Source organism: Morganella sp. GD04133, from assembly GCF_029835375.1.
GTDB classification, from domain to species: domain Bacteria; phylum Pseudomonadota; class Gammaproteobacteria; order Enterobacterales; family Enterobacteriaceae; genus Morganella; species Morganella morganii_B.
The window spans coordinates 1-20,894 of the sequence record NZ_JAODZS010000038.1; the positions used below are offsets into that span (position 1 = coordinate 1).

21 protein-coding genes and 1 riboswitch are annotated in these 20,894 nt (G+C 54.3%); of the genes, 14 read left to right on the forward strand and 7 right to left on the reverse strand.

Going from position 1 to position 20,894, the window contains the following annotated elements; translation table 11 throughout:
* The first annotated feature begins 372 nt into the window (after positions 1-372).
* Entirely contained in the window at positions 373-1,962 is a 1,590-nt protein-coding gene (gene purH / locus N7387_RS17160) for a bifunctional phosphoribosylaminoimidazolecarboxamide formyltransferase/IMP cyclohydrolase (RefSeq protein ID WP_279800423.1), read from the forward strand.
* A 16-nt stretch (positions 1,963-1,978) separates the two neighbouring features.
* The gene (gene purD, locus N7387_RS17165) at positions 1,979-3,262 is read left to right on the forward strand and encodes a phosphoribosylamine--glycine ligase (protein ID WP_279800424.1); all 1,284 of its coding nucleotides are present in this window, start codon (positions 1,979-1,981) and stop codon (positions 3,260-3,262) included.
* Between the two features lie 25 nt (positions 3,263-3,287).
* Here purD and N7387_RS17170 read toward each other — a convergent pair whose 3' ends face one another.
* The 6 genes from N7387_RS17170 to nudC all read right to left on the reverse strand — a co-directional run bounded on the left by N7387_RS17170 (position 3,288) and on the right by nudC (position 7,755).
* Positions 3,288-3,920 carry a DUF1481 domain-containing protein gene (locus N7387_RS17170; RefSeq protein ID WP_279800425.1) on the reverse strand — a complete coding sequence of 211 codons (633 nt, stop codon included), beginning with the start codon at positions 3,918-3,920 and terminating at the stop codon, positions 3,288-3,290.
* 71 nt (positions 3,921-3,991) lie between these two features.
* The gene (hupA, locus tag N7387_RS17175) at positions 3,992-4,264 is read right to left on the reverse strand and encodes a nucleoid-associated protein HU-alpha (RefSeq protein WP_046895341.1); all 273 of its coding nucleotides are present in this window, start codon (positions 4,262-4,264) and stop codon (positions 3,992-3,994) included.
* 182 nt (positions 4,265-4,446) lie between these two features.
* Entirely contained in the window at positions 4,447-5,037 is a 591-nt protein-coding gene (locus tag N7387_RS17180) for a YjaG family protein (protein ID WP_025154564.1), read from the reverse strand.
* A 6-nt stretch (positions 5,038-5,043) separates the two neighbouring features.
* Positions 5,044-5,787, reverse strand: a complete 744-nt coding sequence (gene nfi / locus N7387_RS17185; RefSeq protein WP_279800426.1) for a deoxyribonuclease V — start codon at positions 5,785-5,787, stop codon at positions 5,044-5,046.
* Positions 5,788-5,812: 25 nt separating this feature from the next.
* Positions 5,813-6,880, reverse strand: coding sequence for a uroporphyrinogen decarboxylase (gene hemE, locus N7387_RS17190; protein WP_279800428.1), 1,068 nt, complete (start codon positions 6,878-6,880; stop codon positions 5,813-5,815).
* Positions 6,881-6,972: 92 nt separating this feature from the next.
* Positions 6,973-7,755 carry an NAD(+) diphosphatase gene (gene nudC / locus N7387_RS17195; RefSeq protein ID WP_029991326.1) on the reverse strand — a complete coding sequence of 261 codons (783 nt, stop codon included), beginning with the start codon at positions 7,753-7,755 and terminating at the stop codon, positions 6,973-6,975.
* Between the two features lie 200 nt (positions 7,756-7,955).
* Here nudC and N7387_RS17200 point away from each other — a divergent pair, with 200 nt between their 5' ends.
* The 6 genes from N7387_RS17200 to N7387_RS17225 are packed head-to-tail and all read left to right on the forward strand — an operon-like array spanning position 7,956 to position 13,257.
* Positions 7,956-9,026 (forward strand): extracellular solute-binding protein, encoded by a 1,071-nt coding sequence (locus tag N7387_RS17200; protein WP_279800429.1) that lies wholly within the window; start codon positions 7,956-7,958, stop codon positions 9,024-9,026.
* 10 nt (positions 9,027-9,036) lie between these two features.
* Positions 9,037-9,861, forward strand: coding sequence for an alkaline phosphatase family protein (locus N7387_RS17205; protein ID WP_279800430.1), 825 nt, complete (start codon positions 9,037-9,039; stop codon positions 9,859-9,861).
* Entirely contained in the window at positions 9,854-10,747 is an 894-nt protein-coding gene (locus N7387_RS17210) for an ABC transporter permease subunit (RefSeq protein WP_279800431.1), read from the forward strand. The genes N7387_RS17205 and N7387_RS17210 overlap by 8 nt, the downstream gene beginning before the upstream one ends.
* Before the next feature lie 22 nt (positions 10,748-10,769).
* Positions 10,770-11,534 carry an ABC transporter permease gene (locus N7387_RS17215; protein WP_279800451.1) on the forward strand — a complete coding sequence of 255 codons (765 nt, stop codon included), beginning with the start codon at positions 10,770-10,772 and terminating at the stop codon, positions 11,532-11,534.
* Positions 11,535-11,544: 10 nt separating this feature from the next.
* Complete coding sequence (locus tag N7387_RS17220) at positions 11,545-12,573, forward strand: ABC transporter ATP-binding protein (protein WP_108655612.1); 1,029 nt, start codon at positions 11,545-11,547, stop codon at positions 12,571-12,573.
* Between the two features lie 9 nt (positions 12,574-12,582).
* Complete coding sequence (locus tag N7387_RS17225; protein ID WP_279800432.1) at positions 12,583-13,257, forward strand: HAD-IB family hydrolase; 675 nt, start codon at positions 12,583-12,585, stop codon at positions 13,255-13,257.
* Positions 13,258-13,324: 67 nt separating this feature from the next.
* On the opposite strand, the gene N7387_RS17230 is transcribed toward N7387_RS17225, so the two are convergent.
* Positions 13,325-14,902, reverse strand: a complete 1,578-nt coding sequence (locus tag N7387_RS17230) for a methyl-accepting chemotaxis protein (protein ID WP_279800433.1) — start codon at positions 14,900-14,902, stop codon at positions 13,325-13,327.
* A 255-nt stretch (positions 14,903-15,157) separates the two neighbouring features.
* Positions 15,158-15,277: riboswitch (TPP riboswitch) on the forward strand.
* A gap of 142 nt (positions 15,278-15,419) precedes the next feature.
* On the opposite strand from N7387_RS17230, the gene thiC reads away from it, so the two are divergent.
* The 6 genes from thiC to thiH are packed head-to-tail and all read left to right on the forward strand — an operon-like array spanning position 15,420 to position 20,857.
* Positions 15,420-17,369, forward strand: coding sequence for a phosphomethylpyrimidine synthase ThiC (gene thiC / locus N7387_RS17235; protein WP_112550531.1), 1,950 nt, complete (start codon positions 15,420-15,422; stop codon positions 17,367-17,369).
* Entirely contained in the window at positions 17,356-18,021 is a 666-nt protein-coding gene (gene thiE / locus N7387_RS17240; RefSeq protein WP_279800434.1) for a thiamine phosphate synthase, read from the forward strand. The genes thiC and thiE overlap by 14 nt, the downstream gene beginning before the upstream one ends.
* Positions 18,011-18,769 (forward strand): HesA/MoeB/ThiF family protein, encoded by a 759-nt coding sequence (locus N7387_RS17245; RefSeq protein WP_279800435.1) that lies wholly within the window; start codon positions 18,011-18,013, stop codon positions 18,767-18,769. The genes thiE and N7387_RS17245 overlap by 11 nt, the downstream gene beginning before the upstream one ends.
* Complete coding sequence (thiS, locus tag N7387_RS17250; RefSeq protein ID WP_262861362.1) at positions 18,760-18,960, forward strand: sulfur carrier protein ThiS; 201 nt, start codon at positions 18,760-18,762, stop codon at positions 18,958-18,960. Before N7387_RS17245 ends, thiS begins: the two co-directional genes overlap by 10 nt.
* Before the next feature lie 2 nt (positions 18,961-18,962).
* Entirely contained in the window at positions 18,963-19,730 is a 768-nt protein-coding gene (locus tag N7387_RS17255; RefSeq protein ID WP_262861377.1) for a thiazole synthase, read from the forward strand.
* Positions 19,730-20,857, forward strand: coding sequence for a 2-iminoacetate synthase ThiH (thiH, locus tag N7387_RS17260; RefSeq protein ID WP_004242297.1), 1,128 nt, complete (start codon positions 19,730-19,732; stop codon positions 20,855-20,857). Before N7387_RS17255 ends, thiH begins: the two co-directional genes overlap by 1 nt.
* Positions 20,858-20,894 lie beyond the last annotated feature (37 nt).

Below are 20,894 nucleotides of genomic sequence, written 5' to 3' on the forward strand. Positions count from 1 at the left end.
CCTCGAGTCAAGCAATAATTTCTTATCTGCCGTTCTCTTTTTTCCTGCCGGACCGCGTGTTAGCGCGTTGTTCCGTGTCAGTGGAGGTGCATTATAGGGAGTCGCTTTCAGAAGACAAGTGTTAATTTTATATTTTCTGACTGTTTGCTGCATTCCCCAGCAAAACCCCTGCTTATACCGGGTTACACACAAAGTTATCCACAGGTGGTAAAAAATCACAAAATTCACAAGCAACACGCAAACGTTTGCGTTACAATCTGCTGCATTCGTGTACCGTTGCTTTTTACTCCGGGTTTTGAAATCTTATGAGATACACCGATTTCACCTGCAACCTATTGTCATCTATTCGTTGAATTCAAGGGATCCAAACTCATGCAACAGCTTCGCCCAATCCGTCGCGCTCTGCTCAGTGTCTCTGACAAAACCGGCATCACTGAATTTGCGCAGGCTCTTTCCGCCCGTGGTGTTGAATTGTTATCAACCGGTGGTACTGCCCGCCTGCTGGCTGACGCCGGTCTGCCGGTGACTGAAGCCTCCGATTACACCGGTTTTCCGGAAATGATGGACGGACGTGTAAAAACCCTGCATCCGAAAGTACACGGCGGGATCCTCGGCCGCCGCGGCACCGATGATGAAATTATGGCGAAGCATCAGATTTCCGCTATTGATATGGTGGTTGTGAATCTCTATCCGTTTGCGGAAACCGTGGCAAAACCCGGCTGCACATTGGAAGACGCGGTTGAAAATATCGATATCGGCGGGCCGACCATGGTGCGCTCCGCCGCGAAGAACCATAAAGATGTGGCGATTGTGGTAAAAAGCAGTGACTACAGCAATATCATTGCTGAGATGGATGCCGGACAAAACAGCCTGAGTTTCGATACCCGTTTTGACCTCGCCATCAAAGCCTTTGAGCATACAGCGGCTTATGACAGCATGATCGCCAACTATTTCGGTCAGAAAGTCAAACCGTACTTCGGCGATACCACTCAGCCTTCCGGTCAGTTCCCGCGTACCCTGAATCTCAACTTCATTAAAAAACAGGATATGCGCTACGGCGAAAACGGCCACCAGAATGCCGCCTTCTATATAGAAGAGAATATTCAGGAAGCCTCCATCAGTACTGCTGTACAGTTACAGGGCAAAGCCCTCTCTTATAATAATATTGCTGATACAGATGCAGCCCTTGAATGTGTAAAGCAGTTTGATAAACCGGCCTGCGTAATCGTCAAACATGCCAACCCGTGTGGCGTAGCCGTTGCCGATACTTTACTGACCGCCTATGACAATGCCTTCAAAACTGACCCGACCTCCGCATTCGGCGGTATTATCGCCTTTAACCGCGAACTGGATGCCAAAACGGCGGCTGAAATTATTGAACGTCAGTTTGTAGAAGTGATTATTGCCCCGTCCGTCGCGGAAGATGCGCTGCCGGTTCTCGCGGCAAAACAGAATGTCCGCGTGCTGACCTGCGGTCAGTGGCAGCATCCGGTTGCTGCCCTTGATTTCAAACGGGTGAACGGCGGCCTGCTGGTGCAGGATCGCGATCTCGGGATGGTCGGCGATAACGACCTGAAAGTGGTCAGTAAACGTCAGCCGACAGAGCAGGAGCTGAAAGATGCCCTGTTCTGCTGGAAAGTGGCGAAGTTTGTTAAGTCCAATGCCATTGTTTATGCGAAGAATAATATGACCATCGGCGTGGGTGCCGGTCAGATGAGCCGTGTTTACTCCGCGAAAATTGCCGGGATCAAAGCCGGTGACGAAGGACTGGAAGTGGCGGGATGCGCCATGGCCTCCGATGCGTTCTTCCCGTTCCGTGATGGAATTGACGCAGCCGCCGCTGTCGGTATTACCTGCGTGATCCAGCCGGGCGGCTCTATCCGTGATGATGAAGTCATTGCGGCGGCAGACGAACACAATATCGCGATGATTTTCACCGGCATGCGCCATTTCCGTCATTAATACCCGGAGCTGACTTATGAATATCCTGATTATCGGTAATGGCGGACGCGAACACGCGCTGGCCTGGAAAGCTGCACAATCCCCGCTGGCAGCCAATGTTTATGTCGCGCCCGGTAATGCCGGTACCGCACAGGAACCAAACCTGACCAATGTGGATATCAGCGCGACAGATATTGACGGTCTGGTCGCGTTTGCCCGTGCCAATAATATCGGCCTGACGATTGTCGGCCCGGAAGCCCCGCTGGTACTGGGTGTGGTTGATGCATTCAATGCCGCCGGTCTGACTATCTTCGGCCCGGCCAAAGGTGCCGCGCAGCTGGAAGGCTCCAAAGCATTCACCAAAGATTTTCTGGCGCGTCACCATATCCCGACAGCGGACTATCAGAACTTTACTGAGGTTGAACCGGCACTGGCTTATCTGAACAAAACCGGTGCGCCGGTGGTGATCAAAGCTGACGGCCTGGCGGCCGGTAAAGGTGTGATCGTCGCCATGACCCTGAAAGAAGCACAGGACGCGGTACATGACATGCTGGCCGGTAATGCTTTCGGTGATGCCGGGCACCGCATTGTGATTGAAGAGTTCCTGACCGGCGAGGAAGCCAGTTTTATCGTCATGGTGGACGGTAAGAATGTGGTGCCGATGGCGACCAGCCAGGATCACAAACGAGTCGGTGATAATGATACCGGCCCGAACACCGGCGGCATGGGCGCTTACTCCCCGGCACCGGTAGTGACCGATACCGTTCATCAGCGGGTGATGGAAAAAGTGATTTACCCGACCGTTGAAGGCATGGCGGCGGAAGGTCATACCTATCAGGGCTTTTTATACGCCGGGCTGATGATTGATGAACACGGCGAGCCGAAAGTGATTGAATTTAACTGCCGCTTTGGTGACCCGGAAACCCAGCCGATTATGATGCGGTTACAATCAGATTTGGTTGAGCTCTGCCTTGCCGGTGCACAGGGAAAACTGGCCGGTAAAACGTCACAGTGGGATCCGCGTCCGGCGCTTGGTGTGGTGATGGCAGCCGGTGGTTATCCGGGTGATTACCGCAAAGGTGATGTGATCAGCGGACTGGATGTTCAGGAAGAAGACTGCAAAGTCTTCCAGGCCGGAACGGCGCTGAAAGAAGGTGCGGTTGTCACTGACGGCGGCCGGGTGTTGTGTGTGACGGCACTGGGTGAGGATATTGCTCAGGCGCAGAAGCAGGCTTATGCCGCACTGAAACACATTCATTGGGATGATGCATTTTCCCGCAGTGACATCGGTTACCGTGCCATTGACCGCCTGAATAAGTAAACGGCGTTAATAACCTGCGGGAGATTTACAGTGAATCTTCCGTAGGTTCCCATTTACAGAAGTTATCATTTGCCGCCAGCAGTATTTCCCGTCCTTCCGGTGAATCCAGCCATGCAATGTAGATAGGTGATGCACTGCTGCGCTGACGCTTCGCCAGGAACCGCTCTGTTTCCGCATCAAATTCAATATACGATTTATTACCCTGGCAATCCGTGACATAGTTGTCACGCCACTGCCCCTGCTTCAGCCGGATATCACCGACCACCAGTGCGCTGTTAAGCATCAGCTGCCTGTCAGCCACAAAGGTCATCCGCGTGATTTCATCCGTGGTCAGCGGGGATTTATGCCCGTCTTTATCACGCTGCATAAAGATGGTATTGCCCTCGTGATCCAGCCGTATCTGTTCAGAGAAACCGTTATCACCCAGATATTCTGCGCGGATCTGCCAGAGCCTGCCCCTGCGGTATTCATAAACGGTGACGACAGTCTGCTGTCCGCTGCGGTAAGGACTGAAAACACTCATCAGGACACGGGGTTGGTTGTCGGCGTTGAGACGCCACATTCTGACAGCGCCGTCATCCGCGATATAGCCGGATGCGCTGAAGGGAGGAAACTCAGGCTGAACAGAGCAGGCGCTGAGCAATGAGCCAAAACCCAATGCAAGCAGCCCCTGTCTGATCAACAAAAGGGGACGAAATCCCCCTCTATCAATCTGTTTTTGCAACGCAATTATTTTACTGCGTCTTTCAGTGCTTTACCGGCAGTGAAAGCAGGCACGTTTGCTGCTGCAATTTTGATTTCTTTACCGGTCTGCGGGTTACGGCCAGTACGCTCTGCACGATGGTTAACTTTAAAAGTACCGAAGCCAACTAATTGTACAGCATCGCCTTCTTTCAGAGAGTCAGTGATGGCCGCCAGAGTTGATTCCAGCGCTGCTTTAGCTTGTGCTTTAGACAGCTCTGCTTTTTCTGCGATAGCATCAATCAATTGAGTCTTATTCATAAAATATCCTTACAGTGTGTTTATCGTTTGCAAAGCATCGAGTGCGTCGGATGTGCCTTTTGACAGCCCTGATACACGCGCCCCGATAGCCACTTCTTTTCGCCCCCCACTGTAGACCAGAGACGGGGCAAATGTGAAGCCTTTAACACCGGCATTTATAGGCTTAAATCACGTTTTTTGATTTAATCGCCTAAACTAACGCCAATATTGCTGATCCCCGCATCACGGAGATCGGATTTCAAGCCTTTTATCAACTCAATATCGCGCTCTTCGCAGGCGGCCAATAAGCGGTAAATTTCCCACTGAATGTCCCACTCTTCTTCCACGGCGGGCAATTCATTTAATTCGTCGTCGGACATTTCGCGTCCGGCGTGTGTCATTTCCAGTACCGCGACAGTGCCGACAGAAATCTCACTGACCGCAATCGCATGCTCCAGTGTTTCCCCGCTCAGGCGGGTATGGATAAGCTCACTGAGTGCCGCGCAGGCATCAATCGCCGGATACACACCGTAAATATCATAGTTATCTGCATCAGGGATGACATCTTCCAGCTTTTCCAGCTGGTTATCAAAGTTCACTTTTGCGTCTTTGACGGTCAGGATTTCCCAGATGAGATCCAGAATACGCCGGTAAAGCGATGGATCGGTAAACCCGGTCTGCTGACAAAAAACGGCATAATTCGGGTACATTCTCTCGCACAGACAGGCCGTGAAAGTGAGATGCTGCCAGCTTTCCAGTTTTTCCAGCCGTAAGTGGATCGGGTTCTTTAACATTCCGCTTTACTCGTTACTCTGATGTGAGCCGCAGTTTACCTGAAAATCCATGATATCCACATCTTTACGTGGAAAATCGGGAAATTTCTGTTTCAACCGGACAAAAAATGTTCGATTTGAGGCAATACCATCAGCCCAGCGGGTCGGTTCCGGCAGGCGGTAACCGCGTGTCAGGGCTTTTACCCAGGTCAGCGCGGTATTGATGCTCATATGATGACCGGGGGAAATGAACAGCGGATTACAGCGGTTTTTGCTGCGCCAGACCCAGCCGAGCGGCTCACCGTTGTCTGTCAGCAGTGACTGCGCCCCTGCCTCTTCCGCCAGCGGTTCAAATGTGCCGCATAACCGGCTTTTGGCCACACCGATGGCGGGTAAGTCCAGCAACACCCCGAGGTGACCGGCAACACCGAGACGGCGGGGATGGGCACGGCCCTGCCCGTCCACCAGCACCAGATCCGGTTTTAACGTCAGTTTCTCCCACGCGGCAAGGGCAGCGGGAATTTCACGGAAGGAGAGCAGCCCCGGGATATAGGGCAGTTGGGTGGGAATACGGGCGGTCTGATACTCCGCCACTTCCAGCTCAGGCCAGGTGAGGATCACCACAGCAGCCCGGGTGATGTTTCCCCCGTCCTCAAAGCCGACATCCACCCCCGCAATATAGCGGGGATTGAGAGGTACATCCTGCAAACTGACCTGTTGTGCCAGTTCCGTCTGCCGGGCTTTCAGGGCGCGGGTGTCAATGGCTGTCATGGTGACCTCCGTGATCTGTCAGTGATCAGCCCTGATGATATTTGGCTGACAGGCGGTGTACCGATTCAACGAATGCACCGGCATGCTCAGGCGGAACATCCTGGTGGATGCCGTGCCCGAGGTTAAACACATGACCCTCGCCCTGCCCGAACCCGGCCAGAATGGATGCCACTTCCGCTTCAATACGGGCAGGTGATGCATAGAGCATGGACGGATCCATATTACCCTGTAAGGCCACTTTATTACCGACGCGGCGGCGGGCATCCGCGATATCCATGGTCCAGTCGAGCCCCAGCGCATCACAGCCGGTTTCCGCCATGGCTTCCAGCCACTGTCCGCCGCCTTTGGTGAACAGAGTAACCGGCACACGGCGGCCATCGTTTTCGCGGATCAGGCCATCGACAATTTTGTGCATGTAATTGAGTGAAAACTCACGGTAATCACGCCCGGTCAGCACACCGCCCCAGGTGTCGAAAATCATCACGGACTGCGCACCGGCTTTAATCTGCGCGTTGAGATAGAGGATCACGCTGTCCACCAGTTTATCCAGCAGCAGGTGCAGGGTCTGCGGTTCGGCATACATCATCTTTTTGATTTTGGTAAAGGCTTTGCTGCTGCCGCCTTCCACCATATAAGTCGCCAGTGTCCACGGGCTGCCGGAAAAACCGATCAGCGGCACATCACCGTTCAGGGCTTTGCGGATGGCTCGCACGGCATTCATGACATAACCGAGTTCCTGCTCCGGGTCCGGCACCGGCAGTTTTTCAACATCGCGGGCATTCTGGATCGGATGCACAAAGCGCGGCCCTTCGCCGGTTTCAAAATAGAGCCCGAGGCCCATCGCATCAGGAATGGTGAGAATATCGGAAAAGAGAATGGCCGCATCCAGCGGGAAACGACGCAGCGGTTGCAGGGTGACTTCACAGGCCAGTTCGGTGTTTTTGCACAGCGCCATAAAATCCCCCGCCTGTTCGCGGGTGGCTTTATATTCAGGCAGATAACGCCCGGCCTGGCGCATCATCCACACGGGGGTGACATCCACCGGCTGACGCAGTAATGCCCGCAGATAGCGGTCGTTTTTCAGTTCACTCATGACAGACTCCAAAAAGTTGTTGGCCGCGTAACGTATTGACGTCCTGAATAAAACCCATTGTAGCACGCCTGCCGCCCGGGGTCAGGGCGGTGTTATGCGTCTTCGTCATCCTGACGGCACAGTGCAACCGTATCTTCAATCAGACGGCGGGCAATGGTATCCGGCGGCGGAATAACCGGCAGATTATCATAGCGGTACCAGTCTGCACTGAGCAGTTCTGACGGGTCGTGATGAATTTCACCGTCCGCATAATCCGCCAGGAATCCCATCATCAGCGAATGCGGGAACGGCCACGGCTGTGAGGAAACATAACGGATATTCTGAATCTCTATCCGGCTCTCTTCCATCACCTCACGGGCAACGGCTTCTTCCAGGGTTTCACCGACTTCGACAAACCCGGCGAGCACGGTAAACAGCGGCGCGCTTTTGTGGCGGCGGTGCTGTGCCAGCAGAATAGAGTCATGACGGCGGATGCCGACAATAATACACGGCGCTATCTGCGGATAGTAACGCTCGCGGCAGCTGTCACACAGACACGCCCACTCACTTTCACTGTATTTCATGGCTGCGCCGCAATAGCCGCAATAGCGGTGCGAGCGGTAAAATTCCGCCAGTTGCACGCCGCGTCCGGCCATTTTGAAGAGATCATCATTTTCTGCGGCAATAATGCGCGGCGAACACATATCGGAACGCATTTTTTCGCGGATCAGCCAGACCGGCAGCCCCTGCCACTCCCCGATACGTACCGCCGGTTTCCCGGTCAGCATCCATTGCGCCGCACTGCCCTCCGGCAGTTGTCCTTCCGGCAGCCAGACGCGGTTATCCGCGCTGATCACCCAGTAGCCGGTTTCATTGCCTGTTAAAATCTGCTGCATAATAGAGACATCATGTTAATGAAATAATAATGGATTAAATCATACTCCGTTTGCGGGGAGAATACTCAGCATAACGGGGCATGCATTTCCCTGTCACCCGTCTGTCAGAAAAGTGTCACACGGGTGTCAGTTGCCTGTCACAAACACGTCATACCCTAGCCTCACCACTGATACTGAATCAGTTAACTGACGAGGGTTTTATGACACGTTTTCCTGCTGCCAAAATATTGCTGACCGCCGTTGCTGTTTCCGCCTCTTTCTCTGCATTCTCTGCCGGACAAAATACCATTCCTGAAGAACTGATTGCCGCAGCCAAAAAAGAGGGCGTGGTTTACAGTGTCGGAATGCCGGATACCTGGGCCAACTGGAAAGGCACCTGGTCTGATCTTGAAAAGCTCTACGGCATCCGCCATCAGGATACCGATATGAGCTCCGCCCAGGAAATTGCCAAATTCGCCGCTGAAAAAAGTAATGCCACCGCAGATATCGGGGATGTGGGTGCCGCCTTCGGCCCTGTCGCCGTACAGAAAGATGTGGTGCAGCCTTACAAACCGACCACCTGGGATCAGATCCCGGATTGGGCGAAAGATAAAGACGGTAACTGGGCACTGGCCTATACCGGCACCATTGCATTCATCATCAATAATGATCTTGTCAAAGAACAGCCGAAAAGCTGGGCCGACCTGCGCAACGGTAACTACCGCGTGACAATCGGTGATGTCGGTATCGCAGCGCAGGCCAACAGCGGCGTGCTGTCTGCGGCCTTTGCCCTCGGCGGTAATGAGACCAATATTCAGCCTGCGATTGAATTGTTTGCTGATCTCGCCAAACAAAAACGTTTATCCCTGAATGATCCGAGCGTGGCCAACCTGGAAAAAGGCGAAGTCGAAGTGGCGGTAATGTGGGATTTCAACGCCCTTAACTACCGCGACCAAATTGATGCCAAACGCTTTACCGTGGTGATCCCGTCTGACGGCTCCGTCACCTCCGGTTACACCACGATCATCAACAAATACGCGAAGAATCCGAACGCCGCCAAACTGGCGCGTGAATTTATCTTCAGTGATAAAGGACAACTCAACCTGGCTGAAGGCTATGCCCGCCCGATCCGCGCCGCACACCTGACTTTACCGGACGATATCAAAGCCAAACTGCTGCCGGAATCCCAGTACAGCAACGCCAAACCGATTACTGATTTTGACGGCTGGGAAAAAACCTCCCGCCAGTTGCCGAAACTGTGGCAGCAGAACGTTATCATCAACATGAATTAACGGAATGACAATGAATAACCCAGTTATCCTGGTTGTTCTGGATGGCTTAAACTACCGCACAGCCCATGATTGCATGGGCTTTATGCAGGGGTTAGCCGAATCCGGGGACGCCACACTGTACCGCCTGAGCTGTGAACTGCCCTCGCTCTCCCGCCCGCTGTATGAATGCATTCTGACCGGTGTGCGCCCGGTTGACAGCGGTGTGGTGCACAATCAGGTGGTGCGCCTGTCACACAATGACAGTATTTTCTCCCTCGCACAAAAAGCCGGAAAAACCACCGCTGCCGCCGCTTATCACTGGGTCAGTGAGTTGTATAACCGCGCCCCGTTTGATGCCGTCCGTGACCGTTTCACTCACGATGATTCGCTTGCGATACAACACGGCTGTTTTTATCAGGCGGATCATTATCCGGACGACCATTTATTTCTCGATGCGGAATATTTGCGCCGTCACTACCACCCCGACTTCCTGCTTATTCACCCGATGAATATTGACGATGCCGGTCATAAGTACAGTGTCGATTCACAGCAGTACCGCAACAGTGCCCGCCGTGCAGACGGCCTGCTCTCTGCGTATCTGCCTGCGTGGCTGGAGGCCGATTATCAGGTGCTGGTGACCAGTGATCACGGCATGAACAATGACCGCTCTCACGGCGGGATTCTGGATGAAGAGCGCACCGTCCCGCTGTTTGTTGCCGGTGATGCCTTCTCTCACGAGGCAGATATCCCGGTGCAGCAGACACAACTGTGCGGCACCATCTGCCGGTTGCTCGGCCTGAGCGGACACAACAAAGCCGCTGTACCGCGCCTGCTGCGGGAGATACACCATGGCTGATATTCTGCCGGAGCTGACCGCGATGAAAAGTAAGCAACATACCCGCCCTCTGTCACGCCGTCTGCCGCTGAAACCGATGCTGTTACTGTTCCCGGCCGCGCTGCTGTTCGCACTTTTCCAGCTTGCGCCGATGTTATGGGTGATTATCAACAGTTTCGTGTATGAAGATGCCTGGTCATTCGGTAACTTTACCGACATCTTCAGCAGCCCTTTTTATATTCAATCCTTTGAAAATACCCTGTGGATTTCCGGGGTATCGTCAGTCGGCGGGCTGATCCTCGCCGCACTGTTTGCCGCTTCCTTACAGCACGCCCCGCCGCGCCCGCGCCGCTGGCTGATCGCATTTACCAATATGACCGGCAATTTCAGCGGTGTGCCGCTGGCGTTCGCTTTCATCATCATTCTCGGCGTCAACGGAGCCATTACCCTGCAACTGAAAGCCTGGGGGGTGATTGAGGATTTCAATCTGTACAGCGCCGCCGGACTGATGCTGATTTACCTCTATTTTCAGATCCCGCTGGGAATTCTGCTGCTCTATCCGGCCTTTGATGCCCTGAAACCGGAATGGGAGGATGCCGCCAAAACCATGGGTGCCGGTCGCCTCGCCTACTGGCGCTATGTTGCGCTGCCGGTGCTCTCTCCGGCGCTGCTCGGCACCTTTATCATCCTGTTTGCCAATGCCGCCGGGGCTTATGCCTCCACTTATGCGCTGACCACCGGGAACTACAATATGGTGACCATCCGTATCGCCAGCCTGGTGTCCGGCGACCTGTTCCTGGAGCCGAATATGGCGGCGGCACTGTCTGTTCTGCTGATGGTTATCCTCGGATTCATCACTACTGTCTATCACTGGCTGCTGAAACGGAGTTACCATGCCACGTGCTGATCTCACACTTAATCCGCCGTCCATGGCGCGTTATCACAAAATCATGCTCAGCCTGATTGTGATCCTGCTGCTGTTGCCGATTATCGCGACCCTGCTGTATTCCTTCTCCACCCGCTGGGGAGCCACGGTACTGCCGGACGGCCTGACGTTACAGTGGTATCTGAAGCTGTGGCAGGATCCGCGTTTTCTCGCCGCGTTCGGCCGCTCGCTGTTTATCTGTTTTGTCACGCTCGCCATCAGCACCCTGGTGATCCTGCCGCTGGTGTTTGCCGTGTTTTATTACTTCCCGCGACTGAAAGGGCTGATGGAGATCCTGATTATTCTGCCGTTCGCCGTGCCGCCGGTGGTCTCTTCTGTCGGCTTACTGCAGCTGTTTGCTGACGGGCCGCTGCCGATTGCAGGGACGCCGTGGATCCTGATCGGTACCTATTTCACCATCACCCTGCCGTTTATGTACCGGGCGCTGGCTAACAGTCTGAACGGCGTGCCGCTGAAAGATCTACTGGATGCTGCCCATCTGCTCGGTGCAGGGACTTTTAAAGCGTTTCTGCTGGTGATCGTACCGAATATCCGCAAAGGGTTGCTGGTGTCACTGCTGATCGCCTTCTCCTTCCTGTTCGGCGAGTTTGTGTTTGCTAATATCCTGGTCGGTACCCGTTACGAAACCCTGCAAATCTATCTCTATAACATGCGCCAGACCAGCGGTCACTTCACCTCCGCTCTGGTGGCAAGCTACTTTATTTTCACCCTGATCCTGACCCTGATCGCGACACGCTTAAGCCGCTGAGGAATCACTGATGAGCTATGTAATTGCTGAAAACCTGACAAAATCCTTTGCTGCCACCCCGGTCTTTTCCGGTCTGAATTTTTCTGTCAGCAAAGGGGAATTTATTACCCTGCTCGGCCCGAGCGGCTGCGGTAAATCCACCCTGCTGCGTTGTCTCGCTGGGCTGGAGCCGGTCAATGATGGAAGAATTTATGTGAATAAACAGGATATTACGTTATCACCGCCACAGCAGCGGGAAATCGGCATGGTATTTCAGAGCTATGCGCTGTTCCCGAATATGACCACCGAACGCAACATTGCCTTCGGCCTGAAGATGCAGAAAGTCCCGGAAGATGAACAGCGCAAAGCCGTTGCAGAGGTGATTGAGCTGGTCGGTCTGAAAGGAAAAGAACAGCATCTGCCGCATCAGCTTTCCGGCGGTCAGCGCCAGCGTGTGGCACTGGCACGGGCACTGGTGATGAAACCGCGCATCCTGCTGCTGGATGAACCACTTTCCGCGCTGGATGCGCAAATCCGCAAACATCTGCGTCAGCAAATCCGTCAGATCCAGCGCGAACTGAATCTGACCACCATTTTTGTCACCCACGACCAGGAAGAAGCGATGCTGATGTCTGACCGCATCTTCCTGATGAACAAAGGTGAAATCGTGCAGAGCGATACCGCCGAAAACCTCTACACCCAGCCTGCCAATGAGTTTGTCGCGCGTTTTATGGGGCATTACAATCTGGTCAGCGCGCACAACGCCAACAGCCTGCTCGGCCTGAATCTCAGCGGTATTGTGGCGATCCGCCCGGAATCCATTTATGTGCGTGAGGCCGGAAGACAATACGGGGAACACATTTCCCACCCGGTTTCAGGTACAATCCGTGACAGTCAGTTACTGGGCAATATTATCCGTTATCAGGTGGATACCGGACTGGGCGCGCTGACCGTGGATCTGCTGAACCGCTCTTCTGAGCGGCTGTTTGAACAGGGCACTCAGCTGGAACTGATGTTCAATAAAAATGAAATCCGCGCCCTTGCCCCGTCAGTCAATTAAAGGAACGTCATGTCAACATTAGCGGTTTTCGATCTCGATCACACCTTAATCGCTGCAGACAGCAGCCTGTTATGGACAGATTATCTGTGGGAAAAAGGCATTATCACTGATCCGGCCTTTCTTGCCGCAGATAAGCAGATGATGGCGGATTACAGCGCCGGTAAGCTGGATATGGCCGCGTATATGGCCTTCAGTCTGAAGGCGTTAGGTAATGCCACCGTTGCACAGATTGATGAGTTGGTGGCTGATTTTACCGAAAGCAAAGTGCGCCCGCTGGTCTACCCGGATGCAGTCAAAACCCTCGCGTTTTATAAAGAACACGGCGTGCCGGTGATCATCATTTCCGCCACCGCCGATTTTATTGTCAAACCGGTGGCGAAGATGCTGGGAGTGAATCTGGCCTTTGGTATTGAGCTGGAAGTCCGGGATGATCACTACACCGGCGCATTGCAGGGGATCACCACCTTCCGGGAAGGGAAAGTGGAAAAACTGGCTAACTTTTTGGATATTCGCCAGTTTTTACCGGAACGTACGATCTTTTATACCGATTCCGCCAACGATTTACCCCTGTGCCGCTATGCCACCGATGTGCTGACGGTCAACGCCGACCCGGTATTGCAGGCAGAAGCAGAAAAACAGGGTTGGATGCAGCTGACGTGGTCGCTAAACCCAATAAACGGCTGATCTGCCTGCCTGTCACTGATAAATACGATACCCGCTGCCGGAGATACGGCAGCGGATATCAGCCGGATCAGGCCGCGTTGCTTCCCAGCCTGAATTGGGTCATGACCTGCATCAGTTGTCCCGCCTGCTGATGCAGGCTTTCCGCTGCCGCCGCATTTTCAACCACCAGCGCGGCATTCTGCTGTGTGACTTCATCAATCTGCTGTACCGCAATGCCGACCTGCGAAATACCCTGAGACTGTTCATTTGCCGCCAGCGTCAGTTCGTCAATCATCTGACTGACGCCCTGCGTCTGAGTGACAATCACCTGCATCGATTCACCGGCTTCTGCCACCAACTTGCTGCCTGCATCCACCTGCTCAACGCTGGCATTAATCAGATTTTTTATTTCACCGGCAGCCTGCGCACTCCGCTGTGCCAGTGTCCGGACTTCGCCGGATACCACCGCAAAACCGCGTCCGTGCTCACCGGCACGCGCGGCTTCCACCGCCGCGTTCAGTGCCAGGATATTGGTCTGGAATGCAATGGAATCAATCACGCCGATAATGTCAGTGATTGTGCGGGAAGAGTTTGAGATATCCTGCATGGCATGAATAACCAAATCCACTTTCTCACCACCGTGACGGGCCGTTTCGGAGGCTTCCGCTGCCATCATATTCGCTTTTGCCGCGATCTCCGCACTGCTTTTTACCGTGGCAGATAACTGTTCCATTGATGCAGCGGTCTGCTGCAGACTGCTGGCCTGAGATTCAGTACGCTGGCTCAGATCCGCATTACCGCTGGTTATCTGCATTGTGCCGGTCACAATGCTGTCACTGTTATTACGCACCGTGCCGACGATACCGGCCAGGTTCCTCTGCATTGCCTTCAGGGTACTCAGCACACTACCGTCCGGAACCGGATGCGTTTCATCAGACGGCGACAGATCACCGGAGGCCACCCGTTCAGCCACTTCTTTCAGTTGTGCGGGTTCAGCACCCAGCGCACGGGTCAGATTGCGGATAATCATCACCCCGGAGACAATCGCCAGCGTTAACGCCAGTAACGCAAACACCAGAATAATGTTGCTCTGGCGCTCAAAATTGGTATTAAATTCCTGAATAAGCTGATTACCGGTTTCCGTGCCGTGATCGCGGCTGGCACGGAATGACAGGATATAAGCATCCGAGGCCGCATATTCGGCATCCATCATTTTCGCAATCGCCTCCTCATGCCGTCCCTGCTGATCGAGTTCAAGCACTTCCCGGGTCACGGCGGCATAGTGTTTTTCATCCGCTATCATCTTATCAAGCAACGCCCGCCCCTGCGGATCCATGCCGAACTCATTGACCATATCCAGCAGCGTCTGCGTTCTTTTACTGACTTTCCCGTCTTCTTCTTTAAAACGGTTCAGTTCTTCTGTTTTATCTTTCTTATCTGTCGCATTGATCATATCCCGCAACATGATCGCCCGCTCTTCTGTTGCATGGCGGACTTCATACGCCTGAACCTGAAGTGCATATGTCCCGTTAACGTAATTCGTGAACATCTCTTTGTCTTTATACAGGTTCATCACCGCCATTCCGGAAACCAGCGCCAGAATGGCGATCAGAACACCGAATGTGACAGATAACCTGACCCGGATCGTCATATTTTTAAGATTCATTTTTTTTCCTGATGCAGAAAGCAATCAATAAGGCCAATAAATAACCAATTGTTTTTTCTTAATATGCCGTAATAAGGCACGCCGACAGAAAACATCGGCAACTGACCGGAAATTATCAGTTTTAATTTAATTTTTTTTATCTTTAGCCGCAGCGGCGTAACCGCTGAATATCAGGGAGGATGACCGGGAATGCTTCAGGTAAATAAATGATGTTATAAAAAGGTTGTAGTTTCCGGGCAGCTTCTTATACTGAAATCTTTCTTGTCGGAGTGCCCAGCATTTATCCCTGTGATAAATCGGGCTGAGACCGTTAATTCGGGATCCGCGGAACCTGATCGGGTTAGTACCCGCGAAGGGAACAAGAGTAATCTTTTCTTTTTTAACCGCCGTTTTTCAGCCGCCGCCATGCGCGGTTTATCAGCAGCCGGTTATCACGCATTACTCCTGACGCACCTCCAGACAAGCAATTTCTCACTTTTTCTTCCGGTTTTACCGGTTTCACTGTAAGGAATTTGCTATGTCCCGTGAACAACGTATTGATACCACTGATCTCTCCCCGGGTGCGGAAACCGCAGCCCCGTCCAAAGCCCGTACCCGCCGTGAACAGCGCGATGCGGCAGAGGAATATATCAGCACCCTGAAAGGGGTGAATTTCCCGAACTCCTCCCGTATTTATCTCACCGGATCGCGCCCGGATATCCGGGTGCCAATGCGGGAAATTGCCCTGTCGCCGACCCTGATCGGCGGCGATAAAGCCAATCCGCAGTATGAAGAGAACGAGCCGGTGCCGGTTTATGATACCGCCGGGCCGTACGGCGACCCGCAGGTAAAACTGGATGTCCGTGCCGGTCTTGCCCGTCTGCGTGAACAATGGGTTGCAGAGCGCGGCGATACCGAAGCGGTGACACACCTGAGTTCTGATTTCACCCGTGACCGGCTGGCCGATAACGGCCTTGACCATCTGCGCTACCCGAACCGCCCGGCACCGCTGAAAGCCAAAGCCGGAAAATGCGTGACACAACTGCATTATGCCCGGAAAGGGATTGTCACCCCGGAGATGGAATTTATCGCCATCCGCGAAAATATGGGGCGTGAACGCATCCGGGGCGAAGTCCTGCTGCAACAGCATCCGGGACAGCATTTCGGTGCCAATCTGCCGGATAATATCACCCCGGAGTTTGTCCGCGATGAAGTCGCTGCCGGACGCGCCATTATCCCGTCCAATATTAACCACCCGGAATCCGAACCAATGATTATCGGCCGCAATTTTCTGGTGAAAGTGAATGCCAATATCGGCAACTCCTCTGTCACCTCCTCCATTGAGGAAGAAGTGGAAAAACTGGTCTGGTCCACCCGCTGGGGGGCAGATACGGTGATGGATCTCTCCACCGGCCGTTATATTCACGAAACCCGCGAGTGGATACTGCGTAACAGCCCGGTGCCTATCGGTACCGTGCCGGTGTATCAAGCTCTTGAAAAAGTGAACGGTGTTGCCGAAGACCTGACCTGGGAGATGTTCCGCGATACGCTGCTGGAGCAGGCGGAACAAGGGGTGGATTACTTCACCATTCACGCCGGGGTTCTGCTGCGCTATGTGCCGATGACGGCAAAACGCCTGACCGGCATTGTGTCACGCGGCGGATCGATTATGGCGAAATGGTGTCTGTCTCATCATCAGGAAAACTTCCTGTATCAGCACTTCCGTGACATCTGTGAAATTTGTGCGGCCTATGACGTGGCACTGTCTCTCGGTGATGGTCTGCGTCCGGGCTCCATTCAGGATGCCAACGACGAAGCCCAGTTCGCTGAACTGCATACCCTTGGCGAGCTGACCAAAATCGCGTGGGAATATGATGTGCAGGTGATGATTGAAGGCCCCGGCCATGTACCGATGCAGATGATCCGCAAAAATATGACGGAAGAACTGGAGCACTGCCATGAAGCACCGTTCTACACCCTGGGGCCGCTGACCACCGATATCGCGCCGGGCTATGACCATTTCACATCCGGCATCGGCGCGGCACTGATCGGCTGGTTCGGCTGTGCCATGCTCTGTTATGTGACACCGAAAGAACATCTTGGATTACCGAACAAAGAAGATGTTAAACAAGGGCTTATCACCTATAAAATCGCCGCGCATGCTGCTGATCTCGCCAAAGGGCATCCGGGAGCCCAAATCCGCGATAACGCGATGTCAAAAGCGCGTTTCGAGTTCCGCTGGGAAGATCAGTTCAATCTGGCGCTGGATCCGGAAACCGCCCGGACTTACCACGATGAAACCCTGCCGCAGGCATCCGGCAAAGTCGCGCATTTCTGTTCAATGTGCGGGCCGAAATTCTGCTCAATGAAAATTTCACAGGAAGTCCGCGACTACGCCGCCGGGATGGAAGAGATGTCTGACGCCTTCCGCGCCAAAGGCAGCGAGCTGTACCACAGTGCAGAGGAGCGTATCGATGAATCTGCCTGACGCGCCGTTTGCCCGGACGGAACACCAATTAGGGCTGTATCCGGTGGTGGATTCACTGGTGTGGATTGAGCGGCTGCTGGCATCCGGCGTGCGGACAATCCAGCTGCGCATCAAAGACAAAACCGATGCACAGGTGGATGAGCAGATCCGCACCGCTGTTGTGCTGGGGAAAAAATATCAGGCGCGGTTGTTTATCAATGACTACTGGCGCCTTGCCATAAAGCACGGTGCGTATGGTGTGCATCTCGGCCAGGAAGATCTGGATATTGCTGACTTACGGGCGATTCAGCAGGCCGGGCTGCGTTTCGGGATTTCCACCCACGATGACAACGAATTGCAGCGTGCCAAAGCGCTGCGTCCGTCCTATATCGCGCTGGGGCATATTTTCCCGACACAAACCAAAATCATGCCCTCATCCCCGCAGGGATTAGAAAACCTGGCCCGTCAGGTTGCCGCCACACCGGATTTCCCGCTGGTCGCCATCGGCGGTATTTCCCTTGAACGTGCCCCCGCTGTTGCTGCCACCGGGGTCGGCAGCATTGCGGTGGTCAGTGCGATCACCAAAGCCGCTGACTGGCAGGCTGCCACCCGGCAACTGATGGCACTGACCGGGGAAATCGCTGAATATCAGGAGGTCAACCATGCTGAATGATCATGATTTTATGCGCTACAGCCGCCAGCTGCTGCTGGAGGATATCGGCCCGGAAGGTCAGCTGAAACTCAAGCAGTCTCATGCGGTGATCACCGGTCTCGGCGGACTGGGCTCCCCTGCGGCACTGTATCTGGCAGCAGCCGGTGTCGGTGAACTGACTCTGATTGATGATGATGAAGTGCATCTCTCCAACCTCCAGCGCCAGATCCTCTATACCGAAGCCGATGTACCGGACAATAAAGCCCGTACGGCAGCGGCACGTCTGCGGGCGCTGAACCCGGCACTCACACTCAATGTGATCACCGAACGCCAGACCCGAAAAACACTGCAACACATTGTACAAACAGCAGATATTGTCCTCGATTGTACCGATAACATGGCGACCCGCCATGCCATCAATGCCGCCTGTGTCACGCAGCAAAAAACCCTGATCAGCGGCAGTGCGGTTGGTTTCAGCGGACAGCTTCTGGTACTGCAGCCGCCGTTTGAACACGGCTGTTACTGCTGTCTTTATCCCGATGATGTCATTCCGGAACGCAACTGCCGCACCGCCGGTGTTCTCGGCCCGGTTGTCGGCGTGATCGGCACGCTTCAGGCGCTGGAAGCGATCAAACTGCTGGCCGGATTGTCTTCCCCGCTGAACGGGAAATTACGCCTTTTCGACGGCAGACAGCAAAGCTGGAGCACATTACAGCTCCGGCGGGCGGCAGACTGCCCGGTGTGTCAGGAGGCAGCCGCATGCGCATAACGGTGAATGACGAGGTGATGGATATTGATTCTCCCGTCACCGTCAGTGAACTGCTGACATTTCTCGGCCGCCCGGTGGCGGGCATTGCTGTCGCGGTAAACCAGACCATTGTTGTCCGTGGCAGCTGGTCAGAACACGTTGTCCGCGACGGCGATCAGATTTTACTTTTTCAGGCTATCGCAGGAGGTTAATGATGCTGACGATTGCAGATACCACATTTACATCCCATTTATTTACCGGCACCGGGAAATACACCAGCAGCCGGGTGATGCAGGAAGCGATTGCCGCCTCCGGCAGCCAGTTAGTCACCATGGCAATGAAGCGCATCGATCTTTCTCAGGGGCACGATGATATCCTCGCCCCGCTCCGTGAACTCGGTATTAAACTGCTGCCGAATACCTCCGGCGCAAACAATGCACGGGAAGCAGTATTTGCCGCACAACTGGCGCGGGAAGCACTCGGCACCAACTGGATCAAACTGGAGATCCACCCCGATGCCCGTTACCTGCTGCCGGACCCGGTTGAAACCCTGGCGGCAGCGGAAATACTGGTGAAAGAGGGGTTTGTTGTCCTGCCTTACTGCAGTGCGGACCCGGTATTATGCCGCCGGTTGCAGGAGGCCGGATGCGCCGCCGTTATGCCGCTGGGTGCGCCTATCGGCTCTAATCAGGGATTACAGACCCGCGATATGCTGCGCATTATTATTGAACAGGCAACGGTTCCGGTAGTGATTGATGCCGGGATCGGCGCACCAGGCCACGCCCTCGAGGCCATCGAACTGGGCGCGGATGCCGTACTGGTCAATACCGCGATGGCGGTTGCCCGTTCACCGGTCACCATGGCAAAAGCCTTCCGTCAGGCCATTGAGGCCGGGCTGCTGGCACGGGAAGCCGGACTTGCGCCGGTGCAGCAGCAGGCATCGGCCTCCAGCCCGCTGACCTCATTCCTGGGAGCACTGTGATGAGTGAAAAAACCTTCAGCGACCGCTGGCAGCAGCTGGACTGGGATGACCTCACCTTACAGCTCAACAGCAAAACCGCCCGCGATGTCGAACGGGCACTGAGTGCGGACACGCTGACCACGGCGGATTTTATGGCGCTGATTTCCCCTGCCGCCCGCCCGTATCTCGAAGTGATGGCACAGAAAGCACAGACGCTGACCCGGCAGCGTTTCGGTCATGTCGTCGGGATGTATGTCCCGCTCTATCTCTCTAACCTGTGTGCCAACGACTGTACTTACTGCGGTTTTTCCATGAGCAACCACATTAAGCGCAAGACCCTGACCCCGGAAGAAATCCATACCGAATGTAAGGCAATAAAAGCCCTCGGCTTTGACAGCCTGCTGCTGGTCACCGGCGAACATCAGCGCAAAGTGGGGATGGACTACTTCCGCGAAACCTTCCCGCTGATCCGCGATTATTTCAGCACCATGATGATGGAAGTGCAGCCGATGGCGACAGAGGAATACGCCGAACTGCGCACACTGGGGCTGGACGGTGTGATGGTGTATCAGGAAACCTACCATGAGAGCACCTATCAGCGGCACCATCTGAAAGGGAAAAAGCAGGATTTTCACTGGCGGCTGCAAACCCCTGATCGCCTTGGTCAGGCCGGGATCAGCAAGATCGGCCTGGGCGCACTGATCGGTCTGTCCGGACAGTGGCGGACAGACTGCTATATGGTTGCGGAGCATCTGCATTATCTGCGCCAGCGCTACTGGAAAACCCGTTATTCCATCTCTTTCCCGCGTCTGCGCCCGTGTGCAGGCGGTATTGAGCCTGAATCCCTGATGAATGAAGCGGAGCTGGTGCAGCTTATCTGTGCCTTCCGCCTGTTCGCACCCGATATTGAGCTGTCACTCTCCACCCGCGAATCACCGTATTTCCGTGATCATATGGTACCGGTGGCGATAAACCAGGTCAGCGCCGGTTCCCGCACCCAGCCCGGCGGCTATGCCGAAGAGGATGATCCGGAACTGGAGCAGTTCAGCCCGCATGACAACCGTTCGCCGCAGCAGGTCGCCGATGCCCTGCTCGCCGCCGGTCTTCAGCCGGTCTGGAAGGACTGGGATAAATATCTGGGAAGATAAGGTAAGAAAGGCCGGTATCACCGGCCTGATTTGGGTA

Bases quoted from the DNA above. Each gene is read 5' to 3' on its own strand.
- thiE (WP_279800434.1), top strand. From the start codon at position 17,356: ATGAATCTGCCTGACGCGCCGTTTGCCCGGACGGAACACCAATTAGGG.
- thiC (WP_112550531.1), top strand. From the start codon at position 15,420: ATGTCCCGTGAACAACGTATTGATACCACTGATCTCTCCCCGGGTGCG.
- N7387_RS17215 (WP_279800451.1), top strand. From the start codon at position 10,770: ATGGCGCGTTATCACAAAATCATGCTCAGCCTGATTGTGATCCTGCTG.
- N7387_RS17255 (WP_262861377.1), top strand. From the start codon at position 18,963: ATGCTGACGATTGCAGATACCACATTTACATCCCATTTATTTACCGGC.
- N7387_RS17220 (WP_108655612.1), top strand. From the start codon at position 11,545: ATGAGCTATGTAATTGCTGAAAACCTGACAAAATCCTTTGCTGCCACC.
- N7387_RS17180 (WP_025154564.1), bottom strand. From the start codon at position 5,037: ATGTTAAAGAACCCGATCCACTTACGGCTGGAAAAACTGGAAAGCTGG.
- N7387_RS17205 (WP_279800430.1), top strand. From the start codon at position 9,037: ATGAATAACCCAGTTATCCTGGTTGTTCTGGATGGCTTAAACTACCGC.
- N7387_RS17225 (WP_279800432.1), top strand. From the start codon at position 12,583: ATGTCAACATTAGCGGTTTTCGATCTCGATCACACCTTAATCGCTGCA.
- thiS (WP_262861362.1), top strand. From the start codon at position 18,760: ATGCGCATAACGGTGAATGACGAGGTGATGGATATTGATTCTCCCGTC.
- thiH (WP_004242297.1), top strand. From the start codon at position 19,730: ATGAGTGAAAAAACCTTCAGCGACCGCTGGCAGCAGCTGGACTGGGAT.
- nfi (WP_279800426.1), bottom strand. From the start codon at position 5,787: ATGACAGCCATTGACACCCGCGCCCTGAAAGCCCGGCAGACGGAACTG.
- purH (WP_279800423.1), top strand. From the start codon at position 373: ATGCAACAGCTTCGCCCAATCCGTCGCGCTCTGCTCAGTGTCTCTGAC.
- N7387_RS17200 (WP_279800429.1), top strand. From the start codon at position 7,956: ATGACACGTTTTCCTGCTGCCAAAATATTGCTGACCGCCGTTGCTGTT.
- N7387_RS17210 (WP_279800431.1), top strand. From the start codon at position 9,854: ATGGCTGATATTCTGCCGGAGCTGACCGCGATGAAAAGTAAGCAACAT.
- N7387_RS17245 (WP_279800435.1), top strand. From the start codon at position 18,011: ATGCTGAATGATCATGATTTTATGCGCTACAGCCGCCAGCTGCTGCTG.
- N7387_RS17230 (WP_279800433.1), bottom strand. From the start codon at position 14,902: ATGAATCTTAAAAATATGACGATCCGGGTCAGGTTATCTGTCACATTC.
- purD (WP_279800424.1), top strand. From the start codon at position 1,979: ATGAATATCCTGATTATCGGTAATGGCGGACGCGAACACGCGCTGGCC.
- hupA (WP_046895341.1), bottom strand. From the start codon at position 4,264: ATGAATAAGACTCAATTGATTGATGCTATCGCAGAAAAAGCAGAGCTG.
- nudC (WP_029991326.1), bottom strand. From the start codon at position 7,755: ATGCAGCAGATTTTAACAGGCAATGAAACCGGCTACTGGGTGATCAGC.
- hemE (WP_279800428.1), bottom strand. From the start codon at position 6,880: ATGAGTGAACTGAAAAACGACCGCTATCTGCGGGCATTACTGCGTCAG.